At 42.9% G+C, this 23549-nt stretch carries 21 protein-coding genes; 13 read left to right on the top strand and 8 right to left on the bottom strand.

All coding sequences use genetic code 11. The annotated features are described in order from the left end of the window. The 5 genes from dctP to B4K26_RS09150 form a co-directional block, all read left to right on the top strand. The coding region (gene dctP / locus B4K26_RS09170) for a TRAP transporter substrate-binding protein DctP (protein WP_296245004.1) at positions 1-479 on the top strand (479 nt) is incomplete at its 5' end. A gap of 17 nt (positions 480-496) precedes the next feature. Further along, complete coding sequence (locus B4K26_RS09165) at positions 497-1024, top strand: TRAP transporter small permease (RefSeq protein WP_296245003.1); 528 nt, start codon at positions 497-499, stop codon at positions 1022-1024. Beyond that, a complete protein-coding gene (locus B4K26_RS09160) occupies positions 1021-2310 on the top strand; it encodes a TRAP transporter large permease (protein ID WP_296245001.1) in 1290 nt (429 codons plus the stop codon). The genes B4K26_RS09165 and B4K26_RS09160 overlap by 4 nt, the downstream gene beginning before the upstream one ends. 252 nt (positions 2311-2562) lie before the next feature. Beyond that, positions 2563-3615: a 5'-nucleotidase gene (locus B4K26_RS09155; RefSeq protein WP_296244999.1), complete on the top strand. Its 1053-nt coding sequence runs from the start codon at positions 2563-2565 to the stop codon at positions 3613-3615. A 44-nt stretch (positions 3616-3659) separates the two neighbouring features. Further along, positions 3660-4265 carry a rhomboid family intramembrane serine protease gene (locus B4K26_RS09150; RefSeq protein WP_296244998.1) on the top strand — a complete coding sequence of 202 codons (606 nt, stop codon included), beginning with the start codon at positions 3660-3662 and terminating at the stop codon, positions 4263-4265. Between the two features lie 89 nt (positions 4266-4354). Here the strand turns inward: B4K26_RS09150 and B4K26_RS09145 are convergent, their stop codons facing one another. The 3 genes from B4K26_RS09145 to B4K26_RS09135 form a co-directional block, all read right to left on the bottom strand. Further along, complete coding sequence (locus tag B4K26_RS09145; RefSeq protein WP_296244996.1) at positions 4355-4900, bottom strand: hypothetical protein; 546 nt, start codon at positions 4898-4900, stop codon at positions 4355-4357. 147 nt (positions 4901-5047) lie between these two features. Beyond that, entirely contained in the window at positions 5048-6916 is a 1869-nt protein-coding gene (locus tag B4K26_RS09140) for a sodium:solute symporter family protein (RefSeq protein ID WP_296244994.1), read from the bottom strand. A 4-nt stretch (positions 6917-6920) separates the two neighbouring features. Then, complete coding sequence (locus B4K26_RS09135) at positions 6921-7181, bottom strand: DUF4212 domain-containing protein (RefSeq protein WP_296238612.1); 261 nt, start codon at positions 7179-7181, stop codon at positions 6921-6923. A gap of 975 nt (positions 7182-8156) precedes the next feature. On the opposite strand from B4K26_RS09135, the gene B4K26_RS09130 reads away from it, so the two are divergent. Next, a complete protein-coding gene (locus tag B4K26_RS09130; RefSeq protein WP_296244992.1) occupies positions 8157-9653 on the top strand; it encodes an alanine/glycine:cation symporter family protein in 1497 nt (498 codons plus the stop codon). 108 nt (positions 9654-9761) lie between these two features. Here B4K26_RS09130 and B4K26_RS09125 read toward each other — a convergent pair whose 3' ends face one another. Further along, positions 9762-11669, bottom strand: a complete 1908-nt coding sequence (locus tag B4K26_RS09125; RefSeq protein WP_409521378.1) for an electron transfer flavoprotein-ubiquinone oxidoreductase — start codon at positions 11667-11669, stop codon at positions 9762-9764. A gap of 407 nt (positions 11670-12076) precedes the next feature. On the opposite strand from B4K26_RS09125, the gene B4K26_RS09120 reads away from it, so the two are divergent. The 4 genes from B4K26_RS09120 (at position 12077) to B4K26_RS09105 (ending at position 15656) form a co-directional block, all read left to right on the top strand. Further along, entirely contained in the window at positions 12077-12787 is a 711-nt protein-coding gene (locus B4K26_RS09120; protein ID WP_409521379.1) for a DUF1285 domain-containing protein, read from the top strand. A gap of 64 nt (positions 12788-12851) precedes the next feature. After that, positions 12852-13901 (top strand): glutamate racemase, encoded by a 1050-nt coding sequence (gene murI / locus B4K26_RS09115; RefSeq protein ID WP_296244989.1) that lies wholly within the window; start codon positions 12852-12854, stop codon positions 13899-13901. Between the two features lie 219 nt (positions 13902-14120). Continuing rightward, positions 14121-15179, top strand: a complete 1059-nt coding sequence (locus tag B4K26_RS09110) for a DUF4062 domain-containing protein (protein WP_409521377.1) — start codon at positions 14121-14123, stop codon at positions 15177-15179. Between the two features lie 177 nt (positions 15180-15356). Next, entirely contained in the window at positions 15357-15656 is a 300-nt protein-coding gene (locus tag B4K26_RS09105; protein WP_296244985.1) for a hypothetical protein, read from the top strand. Positions 15657-15792: 136 nt separating this feature from the next. Here B4K26_RS09105 and B4K26_RS09100 read toward each other — a convergent pair whose 3' ends face one another. The 3 genes from B4K26_RS09100 to msrA form a co-directional block, all read right to left on the bottom strand. Next, positions 15793-17253, bottom strand: a complete 1461-nt coding sequence (locus tag B4K26_RS09100) for a lytic murein transglycosylase (protein WP_296244982.1) — start codon at positions 17251-17253, stop codon at positions 15793-15795. Positions 17254-17429: 176 nt separating this feature from the next. Further along, the gene (tmpT, locus tag B4K26_RS09095; RefSeq protein WP_296244981.1) at positions 17430-18095 is read right to left on the bottom strand and encodes a thiopurine S-methyltransferase; all 666 of its coding nucleotides are present in this window, start codon (positions 18093-18095) and stop codon (positions 17430-17432) included. Between the two features lie 121 nt (positions 18096-18216). Further along, a complete protein-coding gene (gene msrA / locus B4K26_RS09090; RefSeq protein WP_296244980.1) occupies positions 18217-18738 on the bottom strand; it encodes a peptide-methionine (S)-S-oxide reductase MsrA in 522 nt (173 codons plus the stop codon). A gap of 299 nt (positions 18739-19037) precedes the next feature. Here msrA and cmoA point away from each other — a divergent pair, with 299 nt between their 5' ends. Together cmoA and cmoB are read left to right on the top strand one after the other, a co-directional pair. After that, positions 19038-19841, top strand: coding sequence for a carboxy-S-adenosyl-L-methionine synthase CmoA (cmoA, locus tag B4K26_RS09085; RefSeq protein ID WP_296244979.1), 804 nt, complete (start codon positions 19038-19040; stop codon positions 19839-19841). An 83-nt stretch (positions 19842-19924) separates the two neighbouring features. Next, the gene (gene cmoB / locus B4K26_RS09080; RefSeq protein WP_296244978.1) at positions 19925-20956 is read left to right on the top strand and encodes a tRNA 5-methoxyuridine(34)/uridine 5-oxyacetic acid(34) synthase CmoB; all 1032 of its coding nucleotides are present in this window, start codon (positions 19925-19927) and stop codon (positions 20954-20956) included. Between the two features lie 119 nt (positions 20957-21075). Here the strand turns inward: cmoB and B4K26_RS09075 are convergent, their stop codons facing one another. Continuing rightward, positions 21076-21294 carry a DUF2788 domain-containing protein gene (locus B4K26_RS09075; RefSeq protein WP_296244977.1) on the bottom strand — a complete coding sequence of 73 codons (219 nt, stop codon included), beginning with the start codon at positions 21292-21294 and terminating at the stop codon, positions 21076-21078. A gap of 384 nt (positions 21295-21678) precedes the next feature. Here B4K26_RS09075 and argS point away from each other — a divergent pair, with 384 nt between their 5' ends. Next, entirely contained in the window at positions 21679-23508 is a 1830-nt protein-coding gene (argS, locus tag B4K26_RS09070; protein ID WP_296244976.1) for an arginine--tRNA ligase, read from the top strand. Positions 23509-23549 lie beyond the last annotated feature (41 nt).

Below are 23549 nucleotides of genomic sequence, written 5' to 3'. Positions count from 1 at the left end.
GTGCTGGTGCTTCGCCTGTAGGGCTTCCTGCTAATGATATGTATACTTCTTTACAGCGCGGCGTTGTTGATGGGCTAAGTTTTCCTTGGGAAGCAGTCACCGCCTTTAAGATTGATGAAATAACGAAATATCATACTAGTATCCCTTTTTATAGTTCAGCGCTTATGGTTACTATGAATAAGGACAAATATAACAGTCTACCAGATGATTTAAAGCAAGTTCTGGATAAAAACTCAGGAATGGCGCTTGCTAATAAAGTGGGTGAAGTATTTGATAAGCATGACCAAATGGCAATTCAGGCAGCTAAAGATAAAGGCGATAAAATCATCGACATCCCTGATCCACTGAATGATCCTAACTGGAAAGGACCGCTTGAGAAAGGTACCAATAAATATCTTGCTGATGTTAAAGCCTTAGGTTTAGACGCAGATGGTGTTTATAAAAAAGCTAAAGCCGCCAGTGCAGCCTGTAAGGTCTAACTTATGGGAGGTGTCACATGGCATTTTTAGTGAAAATTAGTACCTTTATTTCTAGGCTATGCCAGTTTATTGGTGGCGTTAGTCTTATCATTATCGTTCTGACAACCATGCTTGATGTCACTGCTCGTTATATTTTCAAACTTACCGGCGGTGAATTTGGATTTACGGTGAAAGGTAGCGTGGAGATAGTCTCTTATTTTATGCTTTTTGCATTACTGGCCGCCTTTGCCGCTTTTGTTGAACGCTCCCAAATCATCGTCGACGTCTTTACCCAAAAGATGCCTCAAGCTATTAAAGGCTACATGATGGGCGTCTTTATGATGGGGTTCTTTGTTATCGGAATCGTGTTTGCATGGGGTCTTTACGACAGCGCTTTTGACGCTCTACAGTACGGCAAAGTAACCCAAGATCTCAGACTGTCTATGATGCCTATTTATGCTATTAGTGCCTTCTTAAGTATCCTACTCGCTATTCGCTCATTGATTGAATCCATCAATATATTTAAAACAGGCCAGTTCTTTGACGCTGAGGAGACAGGCGCATGAGTCCAGAAATTATTGGCGCCATTGGCTTAATCGTCATGATTCTGCTTGTCGTCCTACGAGTTCCAGTGGCTTTGGCAATGCTTGGCGTGGGTTTGGTAGGTTTTGGCGCAGTGACGGCACCTATTGGCGCTGTGCAAATGCTCAAAGACTTACCAGTCGACGTCTTAGCTAAGTATGATTTTAGTGCTATTCCGTTATTTATATTGATGGGCGTCTTCGCTACCCATTCAGGAATGGCGGGCAAACTGTTTGAAGCGACGCGAACGATATTTGGTGGAGTCAGAGGTAGCCTAGGAATCGCAGGAATTGGCTCGTCTGGCATCTTTGCCTCTATCTCAGGGTCATCATTGGCTACTGCTTCTACCATGACTAAAGTCGCCTTGCCGCAAATGGAGAAGTACGGTTATCAGCCAGGCTTTGCTTGCGGTATTTTAGCAGCTGGTGGTACTTTGGGGATTATGATTCCACCCAGTATTGCTTTACTGGTTTATGCCATCTTAACCCAGCAGTCGGTTGGCGACATGTTTATCGCGGGTTTCTTACCAGGAATGTTAGGGATGGTGATGTATTCGATCACCGTTATGATTATGGTGCGCTGGAAGCCGCATTTAGCACGACGCGGTGAGTCCACGTCCTGGAAAGATAAGCTCATCTCTTTGACCGGACTGATTCCTTTTAGCTTTATTTTCATTGTAATTATTGCTGGTATCTTCTTTGGATTATTTACGCCAACAGAAGGGGCAGCAGTTGGTGCCTTTGTGTCATGGGCTTATGCCTTTGCCAAAGGTATGCGCATGACAGGGCTGAAGCAATCGCTGATTGAGACGCTGGCATTATCTGCCGTCGTATTCTTTATGCTACTGGGTGCAGAAGCGTTAGGATATTTTATTTCAGTCTCGCGTTTATCTTATAGTTTAGCAAGCTGGATTGGCACCTTGGCGGTAAGCCCAATGGTGGTACTGATTTGTATTTTAATCATGTATTTCTTGCTAGGACTGTTTATGGATGCGCTAGCAATGCTGGTGATTACGATTCCTGTGGTGTATCCCATTATTTTGGCCTTAGGGTTTGATCCAGTTTGGTTTGGTATTATTGCGGTATTAACGGTAGAGCTTGGTTTGATTACACCGCCGATGGGGATGAATATTTTTGTGATTAAGGCAATGGCACCGCATATTAAGCTGTCAGATATGTTTAAGGGGGTAACACCGTTTATTGTCTCCGACTTGGTACGCTTGGTTATTTTAGTTGCCTTCCCTGCCATATCTTTGGTGCTGTTGAACTAGATCAAAGGGTTCAATTGCCGCTGTATTATTGGGGGATAAGCTGCTCACAATCGTAAAAGTAACATTGTTTTTAGATTTATAGCCATATTGTCGTAATGACGATATGGCTTTTTTATGAATTTAAGTTTTGAAGATATGATAAATACTATTACAGTAATGACGTTAACATAACGGTTCTCATCATTATAAATAATGATGGATATAGTAGAATGCATACCATATATTCTTATAGAAAATTAAGTAGAGAAAGCTATGGCAGTAGATTTTACTAACACCTTAATCGTTGCGATATCAGCGACCGCTTTATTTGACTTGTCAGAATCTGAGAATCATCTGACAGCGTTATTGCAGCAGCGGCCTAGCGACGCGATTAAAGTGTTTCGAGATTATATGGCTGAACGTGAAAACGACCCACTCGATATCGGCGCCGGATATCCACTTATCAAAGCTTTATTGAACTTAAATAATTATTGTCAGGATAGTGGGAAGCAAAACTCAGGTATTGAAACGCCGCTGGTTGAAGTGGTCATCGTGTCAAAAAGTAGCCCTGATACGGGAATACAAGTGCTCAATGCGATTCGTGAACACGGCTTAACCATTTCTCGCTCGGCATTTATCTCCGGAAGCCCTGTAGCGCCCTATATTAAAGATTTTAATGTTGATTTATTTTTGACCACCAATCGTGAGGATGCTCAGCAAGTTGCAGATGCCAATATTTGTGCGTGTGCGATACTAGATTCTACCCCGATAAACACCTATGAGCTAGATACGCAGCAGCTGCGTATCGCGTTTGATGGTGATGCGGTATTATTTGATGACTCGGGTGAGCTGCTTTATAAGCAAAAAGGGTTGCAAGCTTTCCATGAGCGTGAAGCCAAAATGCGTGACTTGCCTATAGAGAAGGGTCCTTATGCAGAGCTGTTGATTAAACTGGCAAAAATGCAGGAGCGTCTACCTGCTCATTTGCACTCTTCTCCTATGAAAATTGCCTTGGTCACTGCGCGTAATGCCCCTGCTGACTTACGCGCTATCAAAACGCTACGCGACTGGGACGTCAATCTCGATATGGCGTTTTTTTTAGGCGGACTTGAAAAAACTTCAGTACTAAAAACATTTGCGCCGCATATTTTCTTTGATGATTCGGTCAAGCATATCGATGCTGCGCGTAATTTTATGCCGACCGCTTTAGTCCCTTACCATTCAACCTCACTGCTGCATGCTAAAAGTGTATTGACCGCTGACAAAGACGCTTCATTATTATCGTTTAAACCTGTAGAAAGCCCCCTGTTTTCTGTAAGTCAGTAATATAGCTTTAATGAAATGAAGAGGTTTAAAAGGTAAAAAGTAAAATGAAATGGCAACAACTAACGACTTTGATATTGCAAAGGATTAAGCAAGTCATCGGCTTATACGCGATTGTACTTATTCCTATGTGGGGCATGTTTTTTCTTAACGACACTGTGCTTTTTGGTCTGTGGAATGTTTTTGGTATTGTGCCACGGGCATTAGATATCGGCAGTATGATTGGTGTCTTTGCATCATGGACGATGCATGGCAACTTTCCTCATTTACTGGGCAATACGTTGACACTATTGCAAATTTTATTCTTATTTGGTCTTTTTGAAAGTAATGCTTATCGTACAGTGCTAAAACTTATCGTAGCGTCAGGATTGGTGACGTGGGTCATCGGTTCGCCGTTGTCGATTCATATTGGGGCGTCGGGGCTTTGTTTTGCAATGCTTGGCTATATGATAGGTGGGGCAGTATTTGCGCGGCGTTGGGGTTATCTGCTTGCTTGTATTGTGATGGGCACAGGCTATTGGCTGACCATTAAGCAAGGTTTGATGCCGCAGCAAGGCATCTCATTCGCGGCGCATTTCGGTGGTCTGTGCGCCGGCCTATTATTAGGAGCAAACTCAAAGCATAATTATACAAGGGTTCAGGGACGTTATTAGTTGAATTAGAAAAATAATATTTTTAATGCCATATTTTTAATACCATGTCTTCAATACGGTTTCAGTCAAACTGCTTACTCATATTATTCTTAATTTTTGTTGATACAAACATTGGTATATAAAGGATCATCTTTTTCTAGTGGTCGCCATGTAGTTGTTTCTTTAATGTGTTCATCAATGCTCAATCTACTATTTTTTTCTTGCAACACATAATCTGCGCGGGCGGGTGCAGCGCAATCAATAACTTGTGGTACTTGCTGAACACTTCTACGTCTTTCAAATAAATATAAATTAACCAAGTAAATATCTGGATTATCGGCGTTAGCGCGAGCGTGCCCGCTGTCAGCTGCCATAAAGCGAAATGTTTGTGGCTTAATATAGGACCATGGACGAAACCAAGTGCGCTGTTCAACTTTTTTAACCACATGCACGCCTTTAGGAAGTTGTGAGGTCTGTTGTTCGAACCAGCTGTATTCTTGTTGTATTTGAAAGCCAAAAATACCGATAGCACCAAACAGTGGAATCAACCACCTTGGTGCTTTTTTTCCAACCAGTTTGCTGAGATGGGTAATGATCAATGCTATCCCAGCCATACCAAATCCAGCAGCTATGGTCGCAATAAACTCAAAAAGCATAAGATTTTTCCTTAACGCTATCAGCGCATTTAAAACCAATTTATAACGAACCAGCTTACAATAAGCCTGATATAAAAAAATCACTCACAAGCAGCTGCTGCCAGTGAGTGATTATATGACAAAGAATAACACACAATATCGTCTAGATTAGTGATCGATTGCGCCGCCAGCTCCACGTGGCGAACGAACACTTTCAACCAATTCCTGGATATGGGCCGGTGGTGGTGTCGTTGCATAAGAGACTATGAATGCAACGATAAAGTTCAGCAGGGCACCAATTGCGCCAAATGATAATGGCGAGATGCCGAACAACCAGTACTCTTCAGTATCAGGGAAGCTTGCTGTCCCACTGATAAAGAACCAGCCTTTGAAGAGAAAGATATAAACCAAGATACTAACCAAACCCGTTAACATACCAGCGATAGCGCCAAGGTTGTTAATACGCTTAGAGAAAATTCCCATCATCAGGGCAGGGAACAGTGACGCACCTGCGATACCAAAGGCTAGAGCCACTACCTGGGCGGCAAATCCAGGTGGATTAATACCAAGCCAAGTCGCAACAACGATCGCAATCGCCATCGTGATACGAGCGACTTTTAGTTCGCCTGCATCGGTAATGTTCGGATTGATGTTTCTTTTGATCAAGTCATGACTGATTGCTGATGAGATGGCAAGTAATAAGCCAGCCGCTGTTGATAGCGCTGCTGCCAAACCACCGGCGGCGATAAGACCAATAACCCAACCTGGTAGACGCGCAATTTCTGGGTTAGCCAATACTAGGATATCCGCGTTGACGTCTAGCTCATTACCTTCCCAGCCTCTATCGACGAAGATGCCATCACGCTCTAAAGCATGCTCAGCTTTTGCCTCTTCTACAGCCGCGGTTGCTGCTGCAACATCACCGCCGTCAGTGGTAGCGGCAGCCAATGCAAGCTCAGCGGCGCCAAGTCCACTATCAGCATATAACTGAATGCGACCATCGTTATTTAAATCGTTATATTTAATGAGGCCAGTGTCTTCCCAAGTTCTCATCCAGTCTGGACGTTGATCATATTCGATAGCAGGCTCTTCAACACCTTGTGGATAGATGGTATCGATTAGGTTTAAGCGTGCCATTGCGCCAACAGCTGGTGCCGTAAAGTATAGTAGAGAAATAAATACCAATGTCCAACCAGCAGTCCAGCGTGCATCCGCAACTTTAGGAACCGTGAAAAAGCGAATAATAACGTGAGGTAAACCTGCGGTACCAATCATCAGTGATAAAGTAAATAACACCATATTTAGCTTGTTTGGTACGTCAGCCGTATAAGCGGTAAAGCCTAAATCTACAACGATTTGATCAAGCTTGGCTAAGATAGGAATACCAGCTTCGATATGGTTTGAGAACAAACCAAGACCAGGAATCGGATTGCCCGTCAATTCCAGTGAAATAAAGACTGCAGGAATCGTATAAGCAATCATTAAAACCACATACTGCGCAACCTGCGTGTAGGTAATCCCTTTCATACCGCCCAGGACGGCGTAGAAGAACACGACAACCGCCGCGATAATCAGACCTGTAGTGTTATCCACTTCTAAGAAGCGGGAAAACGCAACTCCAGCTCCCGTCATCTGACCGATAACGTAAGTGGTCGACGCAATAATCAAACAAACCACCGCAATCATAGCAGCGGTTTTGGAATAAAAACGGTCCCCAATAAAATCAGGAACCGTGAACTTACCAAATTTACGCAGGTAAGGCGCGAGCAGCATGGCCAGTAGAACATAACCCCCCGTCCACCCCATTAAGTAAGTGGATGCGGCATAACCACCGGTGGCAATAATACCTGCCATGGAGATAAATGACGCCGCACTCATCCAGTCAGCAGCCGTTGCCATACCGTTCACTACCGGATGCACACCGCCACCAGCAACATAGAATTCACTGGTTGAACCTGCACGTGCCCACCACGCAATACCGAAATATAAAGCGAAAGATAGGCCTACAAAAATAATATTAATCGCAAATTGACTCATAGGACTATTCCTCGTCTACACCATATTGTTTATCTAACTTATTCATACGCCACGCGTAGAAGAAGATTAAAATGATAAATACACCAATGGATCCTTGTTGAGCGAACCAAAATCCTAGGTCAGTTCCACCTATTCGAATGCCTGTTAATAATGGACGAAATAAAATACCGAAACCGTAAGAACATAGGGCCCAGATAACGAGGCTACCTAAAATGAGACGGACATTGGCACGCCAATAACCGGATGGATCGTTGTGGTTTTCCATAGGACAACTCCTTTTGTCTTACCTAAAAACATCATGTTTGATTTGAGCCTAATGAGTGATTATTGTCTATCGCTCCAAGCGAAGTTATGTCTACAAAAAACCATCTTATAGACAGCTAATACAAAATGACTCAACAGCTTGGCTGAAAAAATACGCACAAATGAAAGAGGCTTTAGCTATTTATGATGAACAAACAAAGTTAAAAAGAGGTATTTACAGCCTCATGCCATCAAAAATTATCAAAACCAAAGACCTAAAAGCGAACCATTTAAAAATCTGGTGCAAAATGACTTACCTATAAATCGAGTTATTAAAATCGGTTTCGTTAAAAACTGGTCTCATAAAACGAAGAGATAACGAATGCTTATTACTTCTAGGTTTAAGGGTGCTTTGCAGAAAAGAGGGGATTTATCGAGGTAAAATCATGAAGGTCAACAATCCGCTGTCTTTTTACGATCCCGTCTTCCTGACAAGAGTCTTAAAGTTTTTAATACGATAGCCATTCATGCCAATAAACCAATATCAACCGAACGCTAATGTCTATAAAATTCAGTCTATCGTGTTGAAAAAATGTCGTTATTAAAAACTGTTTTTATTAAAAACTTGGTTTCAAATAACCCATCATTTTTGTTCATCCATCATAAAACAGTTAATGTCATCAAAAAGATCTAGCAGTTTTATTAAGTAGCGAGCGACGACGTTATTGTAATCGTACGATAAATGTCTAAAAAATGCTTCTCATTTGTTACATTCTTCATTCTATAGCAGTTAAAGGGCAAGTTACATTTATTTCAGAAATGAACATCTTGAGATGATAACCAGATGTGATAGTCAGACACGCCTTAAACACTATAGAATGCCCACGGTAACTTTTTCAGGAATGTTTTTAGTTAATTTTGAGACTGTTTTGATTGGTTATAGACATTTTTATATAAAAAATAAGCAAAATTTATAAAGCGTAAGTGAGGAGTTTGTATGAACGAAGGCATAGCAGGTTGGTTTAATAACATCGTTGATTACGGTGTTAGTATTATATGGGGGAATAATGATTGGTTGATTGCAAGCAATCCGTGGTATGGACTACTGATGTTTGTGCTAATCGGTGCCGGTCTATATTTTACCGTTGCTACGCGTTTTATTCAGTTTCGTCACTTCGGTCATATGTGGCAGTTATTACGAGTGTCAAATCAAGGTCGTAAAGAGGGCGGTATCAGCTCATTTGAGGCGTTGATGACTTCCTTAGCAGCGCGTGTCGGTACGGGTAATCTGGCAGGGGTTGCAATTGCTATTTATCTTGGGGGACCAGGCGCGGTATTTTGGATGTGGATGACGGCGATAGTCGGTATGTCGACCAGCTTCATCGAGTCTACCTTAGCGCAAGCTTATAAAGTGCCGCATAAAGACAATGTTTACCGCGGTGGTCCCGCTTACTATATCGAAAAGGGTTTGGGAAAGCGCTGGCTAGCGATATTTTTCTCACTTTGTTTGCTGGTGGCGTTTGGTTTGGCATTTAATGGCGTTCAGTCAAATACTATCGCCCAAGCGACCAATGAAGCCTTTGGGGTGCCAACGTGGATGACAGGATTGGTGCTGGTGGTATTGGCTGCGCCAGTCGTATTTGGTGGTTTGCGTTCGGTTGCGCGTATCGCTGGTAAGATTGTGCCCGTCATGGCGATACTTTATATCTTGTTGGCACTTTATATTATTGTGACGAATTTTAGCGAATTCCCAGCAGCGGTTGCTTTGATTGTAAAATCGGCATTTGGTTTTGAGCAAGCGGCAGGCGGCGTTATTGGTTATGGTATTGCGCAGGCAATGATTAATGGTATCAAACGCGGTCTGTTTTCGAACGAAGCCGGTATGGGTTCAGCGCCCAATGCAGCAGCAACGGCAAAAAGCCATCCCGATCATCCAGCGGTGCAAGGTTTTATGCAAATGCTCGGTGTCTTTATAGATACGCTGGTTATTTGTACGGCAACGGCTGCCATTATTATTCTCTCAGGCGTCGTCGACCCAAATGTCGAACAGGAAGGGATTCAATTAACGCAGTTAGCACTGTCACAGTATGTGGGTGATATGGGCGTTATTTTCGTCGCGGTTGCGATTTTCTTCTTCTCATTTACCTCCATTATTGCCAACTACAGTTATGGTGAGTCCAATCTTGAATTTATCTCTGGTGAAAGAAACGCCAAAGTGATGATTATGATTTTCCGCTTTATGGTTTTGGGAATGGTATTTGTTGGTGCTATCGCAAGCCTCCCTGCTATTTGGAACTTTGCTGACTTATCCATGGGTCTGATGGCACTCGTCAACTTAGTGGCTATTTTAATTTTATCGCCTGTCGCCCTACGCATCTTGCGTGATTATGAGCGACAAGTTAAAGAAGGCAAAACGGGCGATCAAATTAAGTTTGACCCAGATGACTTTGTGAAACTAAAAGACGAAGCCAACCGTGATGCTTGGACCGATTAGTCTTTAGAGATAAATTAAGAATTGAGCTATTAAAACTACAAGCATAAAAAAACCGCCCTTAGCATTAAGAGCGGTTTTTTATTAAGTAATATTTATTACGAACAGGGTTTACATGTTTGGATAGTTAGGACCACCGCCACCTTCTGGCGTCACCCAAGTGATGTTTTGTGATGGGTCTTTGATGTCACAGGTTTTACAATGGACGCAGTTTTGCGCATTGATAACAAACTTAGCACCTTCGGCATCTTTTACCAATTCATAAACGCCAGCGGGGCAATACAGACGCGCAGGCTCAGCATACAATGGTAAATTGACGGAGACAGGAACTGTTGGATCGGTCAGTTTTAGATGCGTTGGCTGATCTTCAGCATGGTTAGTGTTCGAGATAAAGACCGATGACAATTTATCAAATGTCAGTTTACCATCCGGCTTAGGATAGGTGGGCTGATAGGCGTGTTTTGCGGTCTCAAGCTGATCGTAATCATACTGATTGTCATGAATGGTCAGTGGCATCTTGCCGCCGAGCAAATTTTGCTCGATAAAGTTAAAGGCGCCGCCCATCCATTGTCCCATACGGTGCATGGCTGGTGCAAAGTTACGCGCTTCGTAGTTATCTTGATACAACCAAGATTCTTTATACATAGTGCTATAAGCGACCACGTCATCATACTCACGACCAGCTTGTAGCGCCTCAAAAATTGCCTCAGCAGCTAGCATTCCCGATTTCATTGAAGTATGCGTGCCTTTGATTTTGGCAGGATTTAAGAAGCCAGCGTCATCACCGACCAAAACGCCACCTGGGAAAGTGAATTTTGGTAAAGAGTTTAAGCCGCCTTTAGTCAAAGCACGAGCGCCATAAGACAGGCGTTTGCCCCCTTCTAAGATGTTACGAATGAGGGGATGCAGTTTTAAGCGCTGCACTTCATCAAACGGTGACATATAAGGGTTTGAGTACGATAAATCGATGACCATTCCGAAGCTTACTTGGTTGTTTTCATCGAAGTATAACCACCAACCACCAGAAGAGCCTGTGTCAGTCAATGGCCAACCTGAACCATGCATCACCACGCCTTGTTCATGTTTTTCTGGTGTGACTTCCCAAAGCTCTTTAATACCAATGCCGTAATGCTGAGGATCGGAGTCTTTATCAAGATCAAAACGGCTGATTAAACGCTTGCCTAAATGACCACGGCAGCCTTCAGCAAAGATGGTATATTTACCAAGTAGCTCATACCCTGGCTCAAAGCTAGGCTTGGCTTCACCATCGGCAGCTACGCCCATGTCGCCCGTTAAAATGCCTCTTACCGAACCGTCATCGTTATATAAGATGTCATCGGCTGCGAAGCCTGGGAACATCATGACTTCTAACTCTTCCGCTTGTTCTGCCAACCAGCGAACGACGTTGCCTAGTGAGACAATATAGTTGCCTTCATTGTGCATACTAGCAGGCACGATAGAATCAGGAAGTTTGGTGGCCTTGGTTGCAGAACCCAGCATATAAACGCGGTCTTCAATGGCAGGAACGTTTAGTGGCGCACCTTTTTCTTTCCAATCAGGTATCAGCTCATCCAAAGCGCGTGTTTCCATAACCGCGCCAGATAACGTATGAGCACCAAACTCAGAACCTTTTTCGACCACGCAAACCATAAATTCATCGTTGCCCGCTGCAATAGCAAGCTGACGCAGACGAATGGCTGCTGACAGCCCGGCAGGACCACCGCCAACGATAATGACATCGAATTCCATTGATTCACGTTCGATTTCAGGCTCGGCAGCTTCAGGCTCTACTACTGGTTCTACTACTGGTTCTACTACTGGTTCGACGGCAACTTCTGCCGCTTCAACTTCAGAGGCTTCTTCAGTAGCTGCGACTTCTTCTGCTTCTTGTGATGCATCTGCCGTTTCTACTTCTGCTACGGCTGCATCAGTATTTACGGTATCGCTATCCACGATGGGCGCGTCATTGTTAACAGTGTCGTTATCAACGACAGGCTTTTGATTGTCTTGCTCTTGCATACCTACTCCTAAACTTGTAGTGGCTTATCCCAGGGCATCATTAGCTTAACAATTGAATAATAAGGCTTGCGGCGCTAACGTTACTCAGACATATGGCTGCCCGATAAAAACTGTCTTTGCGGCATCAATTGACGACGTTAAGGTTAAAGATGTTTTCCAAAACCTATCAACCCATAACGTAAAATGTGTCGTTAATTCAACACCCACTGAACCATTTCAAATAAATAATCGTTACTCATTATAAAAGAAAAGTCCTACAAACACGATACGCATTTCTGGGTATCAATGTTAAGGTAAAATTCAAATAGCGGGAGTACAATGACGATAGGCTTTCATCATACCCGAAACAAAAATTTATGGTAATAATAGATTTGCCAAACTTTGATTACTAAATAAAGGATTTTATGATGAATGATAAGAATAAAAGCGATGATGCCATTAATAAAAATAGCTCAGAAACCCCAACTGATAAGGTGTCCAAGCTAAATAGTATGAATGCCTTAAGCCAATATTTTAAGTCGGCTGCAAGCAAACGTGAAGGCCGCGTCATACCGCCTCTTGAGAATTGGCACCCTGAGCAAGTAGCAGATATGGATTTGACGATTAAAGCCAACGGTGAATGGTGGCACGAAGGCAGTCATATGACCCGAGAGTCATTGGTGCGCTTATTTGCTACTATTTTATGGAAGGAGGAAAATAATGGCTCGGTTGCGTATTTTCTAAAGACACCTGTGCAAAAGCTGCGCATTCAAGTAGAAGATGCGCCATTACTGATTAATGATGTCGGCATCGTTCATGAAGCCGGTAAGTGCTGGCTAGAATTTACCACCACCACGGGCGATGTGGTACGTTTAGATGATGAGCATCCTATTCAGTTACGCGCTTATACGATTAAAAGCCCTGACGATCATGAAAGCACAAAAGTAAATGAAAGCACAGAAGAGAATACCCAAATCCGTCCTTATATGATGGTGAGAAATGGCTTAAAGGCATTAATTGGACGAAATACTTTTTATCACTTAACCGAAATTGGTGAGTTGACAGAGCAAAATGGTGAGACGATACTAACGCTGCAAAGTGGTGGCAACTCTTACTCATTATCGATGCCATCTGCTTAAAAATAAACAATATTTAGTATCTAACAATATTTAACTCCTATATGAAAACGGCGGTAAGATAACCATGAAGATTGCTGTAAAAGCAGCGCCTGAACATACTATCCTCGATAGGCTTAACACGCACTCAACGACATTTATTGATGATAATTTTAGAAAGCTTCAATCAAATAATCACGTGATAGAGAAGGTGACTAAAAAGGATCGCAATGCGCCAATCGGCTTGTTTGATTCAGGCGTTGGCGGCTTGTCGGTCTATTTGCATTTAGCTCAGCAATTACCGCATGAACGTTATGTTTATTATGCAGATACCTTGCATGTGCCGTATGGAAATCGCGATAGTGAAGATATTAAAGCGTTAACACTAATAGCAGTAGAGTGGTTATATCGACAAGGCTGCAAGCTGATCGTTATCGCTTGCAATAGTGCCTCAGCGTATGCTTTAGAGACCGCCAGACAATATTATCCGCAGTTGCCTATTGTTGGTTTGGTGCCAGCGTTGAAGCCTGCGGTATTGGCCAGTAAAAGTGGTCATGTGGCAGTATTGGCAACAAAGGCGACTTTAAACGGTACGCTGCTTAATGACGTTATTAACCATATTGCCAGTCCTAAAGCAACGAAGGTAACCAAATACTTTGACCCAAACTTGGTTCCTTGGGTAGAGTCGGGAATGCCGGAAGATAGTAAAACTGCTCAGGATTTACGTGAGCAATTACAGGTATTTGCGCAAGATAGCGTAGATCAGTTGGTTCTAGGTTGCACGCATTATCCCTTTTTTAAAGCGTTTTTAACGCAAGAGATTGCCCAGCAGCAATTATCGATACAAATTGTCGATTCTGGACAAGCAATTGCTGAGCGCGTCAAACAATTATTATTAGTAGATCATTTATTGGCTTTGCCAGCTGAGGATTTAGGTGGTGAGGCTTTAAGCAGTCAGACTTTCAAGGATAATAAGTCTTTGAAGGGTGATAAGGCTTTAAAAGAGAATAGAGCAGAAAATACAAGTATTGCGCCGCCATTGACCTTTTATGCGACCAAATATGATGAGAAGTTACACATTTTAATACAAAGTTTGCTCGGTAAGCAGAGCCTTTTGCAGTATTATTCTCATCCTTAACCCTGTTTATTAGACTCAGCAGAAGTTGCTTAAAGGTTTAGTGGTGATACTGCTGTTATAATTCCGCAAGATAATAATGGTATTAGTAATAAATTGGACGCATAGTAGAAATATTATGTTAGGCTAGTATCTGCTCATCAGAATTAATTAGTTCCTAATTTTATTGGTTTTCCTGTGGATTTATAGAACTCTGATTTATATAGCTACTCAAGCTTAGAGGTGATTGTGCCAAACCGTCGCTATCATATTCACGTCATATGTGCTGACAACGATCAGCTGTTGGTTTTAGACAGTGTTGCGATGTTTTTTCAAGCTCGCGCATTTTTAACCTATGATGTTTCGAGCAAATTACCCAAAGCGTCGCTATATGGTCGCCAGTGTATTGATGCTTGTGATTATGCCTTGATGATTATCGGTGATAGCTATGGTACGACGCAAAATACGGGCGTTAGTCAAATGCACTTGAGCTATTTAAATGCCAAAGCCAAGCTTAAACCCTTGCTGATATTGATTAAAACTCACCATAATGAGGTCAATATTAGTCGGCAACTGCTAGAATTTACCCACATGGTCACCAAAAAAGCCGATAAAATTTATTATTATGAGACAGAAAACGATATTGAGCAGCTACTTATTCAAGCCTATTATAAAATGGTTGCCAATCATCAAGTAGGCGATGGTTGGGTAAGGGTTGGCGACGAGCTGATGAAAGCGAATAGAGTCACTGTCATTGAAAAAAGTCTTTCTGAGGAATCTATTGGTATTGATAACGCTTCGACTAATAAAATAATCAAGCTCGCCCAAGCGCCTGCTGACACTCTCAAACATTTGACTGCTGATAGCGTCAGCAAACCCATCGTGCTAACAGACACTTTTGAGATTCAATATAAAGCGCAAGCCTATGAAGGCGGCAATTTAACCGATGTCACCCGGACCATGACATTGTCGTGGCAAGAGGTATTAATCACTTTGATCAAAATCCCAGCCACTTTTTCCAATTATGGCCTACAAAGCGCTATCAATCGCTTAATTGCCACCAAAGCTGAGCTTGATATCAAAAAGGACATGCCAAATGTCCATGCCGTTTCTCGCTGTCAGATTTCTCAAGATGACTTAAACCAATTACAGTGCCAGTTGGTAGCAGCCAATTGGATCCAGCTAACCACCTATGGAACGCGCGTCTCCCAAGAGCTTTGGAAACTGACCTTTTATGCCAAAAGCTTATTGACGAAAAATACTTCCAAAGTAAGTAGTCAATCCTCTTCACGCCTCGATTAGCTCAATTCATAAATCTCTTCTATTTATAAAACCTCATCTATAAACTTTTCTTTTATAAAGGCGTTGCTTACCCTTTGTAATACAAAGCATACGTCTCGGTGATTGTGAACTTATGCAATATCCGTAATAATAAAGGGCATAAATACATAATAAAACTGAATAATTAGGGAGTAAATAATGAGTAACTCAAAATATGATGACTTGACCAACGAGTTGAATGGCTTAGAAAACGCGATGCATGAGGCGCACCAGTTTCACACTTTAGAAGAGCAAGTCGCGGATATGAAGCGCCGTGGTATCGATCCTGCCCAAGCTTATAAAGATTTGGACAGAAAAGAAGAAGATGCCGACTGGGGCGATGCGACTTGGAAAGAAAATGGCAAGTGGAAGCCAAAAACACCTGCTGATTTGGATGACAAAGCGCGTGAGAACTGGGATGGCGATAATGGCCAACCAAATCCTCCTCCTATTGTCTAATTTAAAATGCAAAAAATAACTGCCGCTATCAAACAAGCTTAGTTGCTCAAATGTAGTGTTAACCAAAGACTTAAAAAGAAGCCACGTTTCTATGACGTGGCTTCTTTTATTTAATCATTATTTAGGGGTGATAAGGCTATGAGCCTTCATCAATACGGACAAGCTTCACAGAACCGTCAGCGTCAGTAACGCGGCGATAGCGTGTATTACCAGAGCTTGATGGGTTTGCAGTTGGCTGTGCGGAGTAATTATTAGGCATACTTGTTTGCTGCTGAATGAGCTGTCCCATTCGATCAGCAGGGGCAGGATTTAATGGTTTGCTATTCGACGGTTGACCATATGGGTTGTTCGTAGGAACCGCATTACCCACGATTGCGCGATAAAATTTCTGTCCTGCGCGCCCATCCGCTGGGAAAATGCCGTGGCTTGATTGATATTGCTGAATAGCCGTTCGAGTATTATCGCCAATGATGCCATCTACTTCACCGATATCGTAGCCTGCATTCAATAGCGCCTGCTGAATATCTTTTGATTGCTGGCGACTAATACCAGGATCATCTGTCGGCCAAGCCGTGATAAAGTCAGTTTTGCTACTGTCTTCACGCGCGATTAAGTCTGATAAATGGGCAATAGCTAACGCATAATTTTCTGAGGCATTATAGGAATAAAACGTATCAAAGTTCTTGCCGACCAAAAATGCCGGGCCATCTTTACCTGCCGGTAATAATAATCCAGCGCTACTTAAACTAGAAGGTAACGGACTACCGTTCGCCAAGGTCAGCCCTTGGTTGCGCCAATGGCTGATGGATTTTTTGTTTTTACGATCAGAGGCTGCCCAAAACCCACTTGGTAATTTGACTTCATAACCCCAAGGCTCGCCCGTACGATAGCCACGCTTATCTAAAAAGTTGGCAGTCGAAGCCAGTGCATCGGGCACGCTATTGACCAAATCGCGGCGACCATCGCCATCGAAATCGACAGCCAATTCCAAAAAGGTGCTTGGCATAAACTGCGTCTGCCCAAATGCGCCTGCCCATGAACCAGTCATGTCGCTGGGCGCAATATCACCGTTTTGGACGATTTTTAGCGCATTGGCGTATTCCCCTTGAAAATAGCTTTGACGACGATCAAAACATGACAGCGTTGCTAAAGATTCAAATAGGGGTTTTTTACCTAATGTTTGCCCAAAGTTGGACTCAACGCCCCACACTCCAAGTACGTGCTCGGCTTTGACACCATAGCGCGATTCAATTTGGCGCAATGTATCAGCCCATTGGTGTTTAGCGCGAATACCATCTTCAACCCGTTCTTTATCGACCAGTGACGACAGATAATCCCAAACGTCCTTTTGAAATTCAGGTTGGTAATTGAGTGACTGAATCACACTTGGATCAGGCTGAGAGGGGCGGTAATTATTAAAAGTATAGCTATCGACGCCGCGAAATTTACTAGAGTTTTTTAACCCGTCCAAGCATTGTTGAAACTGAGCATTAGACAAGTTCGGTGCGTCGGGTTTAGCAGCTTGAGCGGTACTAGCAAGGCTGAGACCGATGGCGGCAGTCAACAAAGACAAAGTGGACAAATGAGTCAAGCGCATGAAAATATCCTATAAACGTCAAAATAGTCATTAAAAGTGAGGCAAAGCAATTAAAAAGCGATTTTACTTAGAGTAACCAATCTCAATAGTAAAGAAAAGGTATCGAAGCACTCAATTACTATAAGCTGACGCGCGCGTGAGGTTAGGAGAGGGTTTTAAATGGCGATATTTTCAGACTATTTAGTCAACAGCCAAACATGCTCAGTAACCGCTATCTCAGATGCCGCATTTAGCGTTGATGACTCGCCTTCAAGCTCCTTAATCTGGTAGTGAGTACCATAATATTGTTGAATGTCTTTATGGCTAATAGAAAAAGGTGGGCCGGCTTTTTTACTTTGATCATAGGTAAGCGTCATCAATAGTTGCGAGGCGTTATGGCTAAGCTTACGTATTTGCTTGCTATATTTTTGACGCATGTCTGCTGGTAAAGCAATCAACGCGGCTCTATCATAAACAGCATCAATATCGCCAATATCTGTTGCATTTAGGGAGAAAATATCTGCCGCCCATAAGGTAATGGTTTGATCAGCAAGCTGACCCTGATAGCGTTTTAACGTGGATTTGTCAGTAGCGCTAGTAAATTCAGCAATGGTAGGGATAATATTCTGCTCAGAAAAAAACGCTTGCACGGCGGTCTCAACCAGCTCAATACCGACAACGTCATAGCCTTCGTGCGCCAGCCATGCCATATCAACCGATTTCCCGCATAAAGGTACTAAAACTTGGCTACCGATTGACAACGCCAGATTGGAGATATATTTAATTAGCTGAGGATTGACGTTAGGTTGATGAAAGCCAATACGGCCTTCTTGCCAGCGCTGTTGCCAAAATTTAGAATCCATACCTTTATTCCTAACATATCTATACTTTAAATGTTTATCACTATCATACGGTTAAACGCAATAAAAAAGCCAAGCGACTCAACTCTTGGCCTTTATAGCATATAAAAATCATAGTAATCGTTTAGCTCACCATATATTGGCTAAACTCTTTACGCAGTTTGGCAAGTTTTGGCGGGATAGAAAAGTTGCAATACGCCTGTCCTGGGTTGCGATTATAGAAATCTTGATGCGCTTCTTCAGCTTTATAGAATTCCATAGCTGGATGGACTTCTGTCACTACATTAATACCCATATCGCGCAGCTTATTAATCGTACGGTCTACCGTTGGTTTTTGCGCTTCATCGGTGTAGAAAACCACGCTACGATATTGACTACCAACATCGTTGCCTTGGCGATCCATTGTGGTGGGATCATGAGTGGCAAAAAAGACATCGAGCACGACTTCTAGCGGCACAATAGATTCATCAAATTCAACTTTGATCACTTCAACATGTCCAGTGTCACCGCCGCAGACCGCTTCGTAGTTGGCAGAAACAGCCTCACCGCCCATGTAGCCAGATACGACAGACTGAACGCCTTTTACGGATAAGAATACGGATTCGGTGCACCAAAAACAGCCGCCGCCTAAGATAATGGTTTGCATAATTTTTCCTATTATTATAGCTGTTGTTATAGAGATGAGCTAAGTTCTTTATGTGGTTGCCACATTGTAAACTTTCAATGCTGTCTTCATCTTTCAATGCGGCACTGCACTTAGCACTACCTATTTAGCTTAGCAGGGCAGTTGGTCGCGATAAGTAACAAACAGTAATGTTATAATGAGCTTTTGCTATCTTTAGCTGTCTTAAAAGCGATTAGCGATAAACGCTTTCATCAAAGCTTTACCAGCGAAAATTTATCATCAAAACCTTATTATCAAAACTTAAGTCCCACCATCAAAAAATGAGCCGCCCCATGAGCCAAAATAAACCTACTAACCTTACTAACGACACCGTTAAACACGATACTTTATTTACCACGCCACTTGATAAAGCCGCGCGTTTTTCTTTTGATGAGCAAGTGGTGGCCTGTTTCCCCGATATGATTCGCCGCAGTGTGCCAGGTTACGGTCAAGTATTGGCGATGCTGCCTATCTTTGCGCGCCGTCATTGTAAATTCCGCCAGCAGGATGAGAATGGCCAGCGTGTGAGCCGTATTTATGATTTGGGCTGCTCGCTTGGTGGCGCAAGTATGGCACTGGCTGGCGAGTTCGAACCGCAAGATTTACAAATTAAAGCGATTGATATCTCGCCAGCGATGACTACGAAAGCAAAAACCTTATTGGCTGAGAATTATCCAACGCATAACATCGAGGTCATCACCGCCGATATTCGTGATGTCGAGATTGAACCGTGCGATATGGTGATTTTAAATTTGACGCTGCAGTTTTTACCAGCCGCTGATAGGATCGCGGTGTTAGAGAAAATTTATACAGCTTTGAGTGACGGTGGTATTTTGGTATTGACCGAAAAGACCCACGCTTTTGATGAGCAATATGACGCGTGGTTGGTAGAGCGTTATTACGACTTTAAACGTGCTAATGGCTATACCGAGATGGAGATTAGTGGCAAACGAAATGCGCTCGAAAACGTCCTTATTACTGATACCTTAGATCAGCATCATGCACGATTGAGCGATGTCGGTTTTCAGCGTCATTTAACGTGGTTTCAGTTTTTAAACTTTGTTTCTATTGTGGCCTTTACATAATATTTAAACGCGATAGAAATAACCGCTAGACTTGTAATATAAAACTTTATCCTATTTTCTAACCAACATGGCAATCTGTTTTTATGCTTAACGACACCATCATCAATGCTGAACGTGAACTGTATTTAACCTTATTAAAATTAGCGCAGCAGCAGCCGAGCGCTTACGAATGGCTGACGCAGTTACCGACATGGCTAAATGATATTAAAGATAAAGCCAATTACGCCCACGCGCCCGCTTACCAGGCATCAGTAGCACGTTTGCCAACAGTAGCGGCTGATAAGGTGGATTTGGACAGTGATGTATTGACGATTGCCGCCAATTTAAGTGACTCTGAGCGTAAACAAACCTTAGCATTATTAAAGCAACTCATGCCGTGGCGAAAAGGACCCTTTCAAATTGGTGGTCAGATTGGCAATGACAAGTCCAGCATAAAAATCGATACCGAATGGCATAGTGATTGGAAATGGCAACGAGTGGCGCCGCATTTAGGAAACCTAAAAGGTCGCAGGGTATTGGATGTGGGCGGTGGCTCTGGTTATCACGGTTGGCGGATGGCAGGCGCGGGGGCAGATACGGTTATTATTATTGACCCATCATGCCTGTTCTATCATCAGTTTATGGCGATTCGACACTTCGTTGGTGATGCTGATAGCTATCGTACCCACTATATTCCGGTACCACTCGAAGCTTTGCCTGAGCACAGTCAGCTATTTGATACGGTATTTAGTATGGGCGTACTTTATCACCGACAATCGCCATTTGAGCATTTGCAACAGCTTAAAGGTCAGTTGGTCAAAGGTGGTGAGCTTGTGCTTGAAACTTTGGTTATTGATGGTGATGCCAATACCGTCCTTGTGCCACACGACCGCTATGCCCAGATGAATAATGTATATTTCTTACCATCGGTCGCGGCACTGACGGGCTGGCTAGAAAAAGCAGGATTTGCCGAAGTACGCTGCGTCGATGTTGCCGTCACCTCAACTGCTGAGCAGCGCAAAACCGATTGGATGACTTATCATTCATTGGCAGATTTCTTAGACCCTAATGACGTCAGCAAAACCATTGAAGGCTACCCAGCGCCGAAGCGCGCGACGTTGATGGCAAAAAAATAACGACTGTTGTAAAAATTACCGTTTTAGAATTCCATAAGAGTGACCGTATGTTTCAACAACCTTATGGGGTAGATAAGCGGTAATTAAACAAAGCGGTAATTAAACTAAGCAAAGCTGGGTTAGATAAACCATTTTTCAAAGGCCACTTCTAATAGAACTTTAAGAATAAAACCGATAAATCCAGCACCTAATGCTAAGAACATCCAAAAGGTACCTGCACGACCCGCTTCAGAGCGTTTTGATAAGTCCCAGATAATAAAAAATAAGAAAGCAATAAAGATGGGTAATAAAATATACATGCCCCAACTGGTGACGGTACTAGCAGCAATAGCAAACATGGTTTTTCCTATAAATAAAATTGTAAAGTGACATATTTTCTGTGGTTTGTTTTTATGGTTTTCATAAATTAAATAATAGTTTATGGATAGAGCAATCGATTAGTGTTTTTATTATAACGCGGAATTAGGTCGCTATAAATGTTTCACTAACGTCAGGCAACAGTAACGCTACAATCAATCTAAACATAGGCTTATTTGCCGCCTATAATTACCAGCATATTATAAGTAGTGCTCATCTAGTATAATAGCAGCACTTTCATCGCTATTTTTGGTTCAAATAGTGCAATAGTAGCTAAAGGTTGTTATATTTATAGGTTACCTATCTTTTCGTATTATTTAATGTCCCACCAATTTTTTTGTTCATTTATCTGAGTTTATAGTCCTATGTCACAAGCCCAAATTGATACGCTCGCCTCACTGTTTGACAGTGCCATTCAAGTCCTAAAAAATGACGGCGAGCTACCGGCTGATTGGCAAAACAACAGCCAAATTACGCGAACAAAAGATACCAGTCATGGTGACTTTGCGAGCAATATCGCGCTAACCGCTGCCAAAGCTGCGAAAGCCAATCCGCGCCAGCTGGCTGAAAAAATTGTCAACGCCTTGCCTGACAATGAAAATATTCGCCAAGTAGAAATTGCAGGCCCCGGATTTATCAATGTATTTTTAAATACCGAAGCCAAATTTGCGGTGTTAGACGATATCTTTAAACTGCAAGAACGCTTTGGCTTGAGTAAGCAGTTTCAAGGTCAAAAAGTACAAGTTGAGTTTGTCTCTGCCAATCCAACGTCTAGCTTACATGTCGGTCATGGTCGCGGTGCCGCCTTTGGCATGAGTGTGGCGAACTTACTCGAAGCCATTGGTTATGACGTGACGCGTGAATATTATGTCAATGATGCCGGCCGTCAAATGGATATCTTAGCGACCAGTACCTATTTGCGCTATTTAGAAACCAACGGTGAGCCAGTCACATTCCCCGTCAACGGTTATCAGGGTGATTATGTCAGTGATATCGCGCAAACCCTGAAAACCCAGCATGGCGATAGCTACGTGCATAGTTTTGCCGACATTACCAAAGACGTACCAGTAGATTCACAGTTTGAGACAAATGCTGATGGTGAAAAAGTGCTGCTATCAGGCGATAAAGAAGCCCATATTGACGGTCTGATTGCTAACAGCAAAGCTTTGCTTGGTGACGGTTATGAGCTGTTTTTAAACGCCGCATTGAGCAGTATTTTGGCGGATATCAAAGATGACTTAAACGACTTTGGTGTGCGTTACGAGTGTTGGTTTAGCGAAAGATCCATCGATAGCGAGATTGAACCTGTCTTGCAGATATTAGATGAAAAAGGCTATTTGTACGAAAAAGACGGCAATATCTGGTTTAAATCCACTGATTTTGGCGATGAGAAAGACCGCGTCGTGCGCCGTGCCAATGGTCAAAGCACCTATTTTGCCTCTGATATCGCTTATCATAAAAACAAATTTGATCGCGGTTTTGATAAAGTCATTAACGTTTGGGGCGCTGACCATCATGGCTATGTGCCGCGCGTAAAAGCTGCTTTAACGGCGCTTGGTATCGATGCCGACCGCCTTGATGTGGTGCTAGTACAGTTTGTTGCCTTGTGGCGCGGCAGTGAAAAAGTGCAAATGTCATCGCGTTCGGGAAAATTTGTCACCTTACGCGAGCTACGTCATGAAGTCGGTAACGACGCCGCACGATTCTACTATGTCGCTCGTAAACCAGAAGTACATGTTGATTTTGACTTAGAGTTGGCTAAATCGCAAAGCAAAGACAATTTGGTTTACTATATTCAGTATGCGCATGCACGGGTTTGCCGCGTGTTAGAAAAACTAGAAACCAGTGGCCTGCAAGTAAACGATATCATCGGTGCTGAGAAGCAGGCGTTATTGACTGCGCCAAGCGAAGAAGAGCTGATTAAATTGCTGGCAGCTTATCCTGCAACCTTGTTACGCTCGGCGACAGGCTACGAGCCGCATATTTTAACCAACTATCTCAAAGAGTTGGCCGCGTTATTTCATGGTTGGTACGATAGCAATCGCATCTTGCCGGTCAGTTTGACCTCAGGTGAGACGCCAAGCCAAGATGAGATGGATATGATGCAAGCGCGTTTACGCCTGTCTAAAGCCGTGCGTCAAGTATTGGCCAATGGCTTGAGCTTATTAGGCTTGTCTGCGCCGTCTAGCATGTAGTATAAAGACAGACGGCTGTAACCATCATTTGACGATAATTC

Source organism: Psychrobacter sp. UBA6766 (assembly GCF_002453355.1).
Taxonomy (GTDB): domain Bacteria; phylum Pseudomonadota; class Gammaproteobacteria; order Pseudomonadales; family Moraxellaceae; genus Psychrobacter.
The sequence above is the reverse complement of the archived record's forward strand: the minus strand, read 5'-3'. Positions and strand labels throughout refer to the sequence as shown.

What these genes read in the sequence shown, in the direction of transcription:
- cmoB (WP_296244978.1), top strand. Translation starts at nt 19,925, where the DNA reads ATGCTTAACGACACCATCATCAATGCTGAACGTGAACTGTATTTAACC.
- B4K26_RS09145 (WP_296244996.1), bottom strand. Translation starts at nt 4,900, where the DNA reads ATGCTTTTTGAGTTTATTGCGACCATAGCTGCTGGATTTGGTATGGCT.
- B4K26_RS09150 (WP_296244998.1), top strand. Translation starts at nt 3,660, where the DNA reads ATGAAATGGCAACAACTAACGACTTTGATATTGCAAAGGATTAAGCAA.
- B4K26_RS09135 (WP_296238612.1), bottom strand. Translation starts at nt 7,181, where the DNA reads ATGGAAAACCACAACGATCCATCCGGTTATTGGCGTGCCAATGTCCGT.
- argS (WP_296244976.1), top strand. Translation starts at nt 21,679, where the DNA reads ATGTCACAAGCCCAAATTGATACGCTCGCCTCACTGTTTGACAGTGCC.
- tmpT (WP_296244981.1), bottom strand. Translation starts at nt 18,095, where the DNA reads ATGGATTCTAAATTTTGGCAACAGCGCTGGCAAGAAGGCCGTATTGGC.
- B4K26_RS09160 (WP_296245001.1), top strand. Translation starts at nt 1,021, where the DNA reads ATGAGTCCAGAAATTATTGGCGCCATTGGCTTAATCGTCATGATTCTG.
- B4K26_RS09165 (WP_296245003.1), top strand. Translation starts at nt 497, where the DNA reads ATGGCATTTTTAGTGAAAATTAGTACCTTTATTTCTAGGCTATGCCAG.
- B4K26_RS09125 (WP_409521378.1), bottom strand. Translation starts at nt 11,669, where the DNA reads ATGCAAGAGCAAGACAATCAAAAGCCTGTCGTTGATAACGACACTGTT.
- cmoA (WP_296244979.1), top strand. Translation starts at nt 19,038, where the DNA reads ATGAGCCGCCCCATGAGCCAAAATAAACCTACTAACCTTACTAACGAC.
- B4K26_RS09105 (WP_296244985.1), top strand. Translation starts at nt 15,357, where the DNA reads ATGAGTAACTCAAAATATGATGACTTGACCAACGAGTTGAATGGCTTA.
- B4K26_RS09075 (WP_296244977.1), bottom strand. Translation starts at nt 21,294, where the DNA reads ATGTTTGCTATTGCTGCTAGTACCGTCACCAGTTGGGGCATGTATATT.
- murI (WP_296244989.1), top strand. Translation starts at nt 12,852, where the DNA reads ATGAAGATTGCTGTAAAAGCAGCGCCTGAACATACTATCCTCGATAGG.
- B4K26_RS09100 (WP_296244982.1), bottom strand. Translation starts at nt 17,253, where the DNA reads ATGCGCTTGACTCATTTGTCCACTTTGTCTTTGTTGACTGCCGCCATC.
- msrA (WP_296244980.1), bottom strand. Translation starts at nt 18,738, where the DNA reads ATGCAAACCATTATCTTAGGCGGCGGCTGTTTTTGGTGCACCGAATCC.
- B4K26_RS09155 (WP_296244999.1), top strand. Translation starts at nt 2,563, where the DNA reads ATGGCAGTAGATTTTACTAACACCTTAATCGTTGCGATATCAGCGACC.
- B4K26_RS09140 (WP_296244994.1), bottom strand. Translation starts at nt 6,916, where the DNA reads ATGAGTCAATTTGCGATTAATATTATTTTTGTAGGCCTATCTTTCGCT.
- B4K26_RS09130 (WP_296244992.1), top strand. Translation starts at nt 8,157, where the DNA reads ATGAACGAAGGCATAGCAGGTTGGTTTAATAACATCGTTGATTACGGT.
- B4K26_RS09120 (WP_409521379.1), top strand. Translation starts at nt 12,077, where the DNA reads ATGAATGATAAGAATAAAAGCGATGATGCCATTAATAAAAATAGCTCA.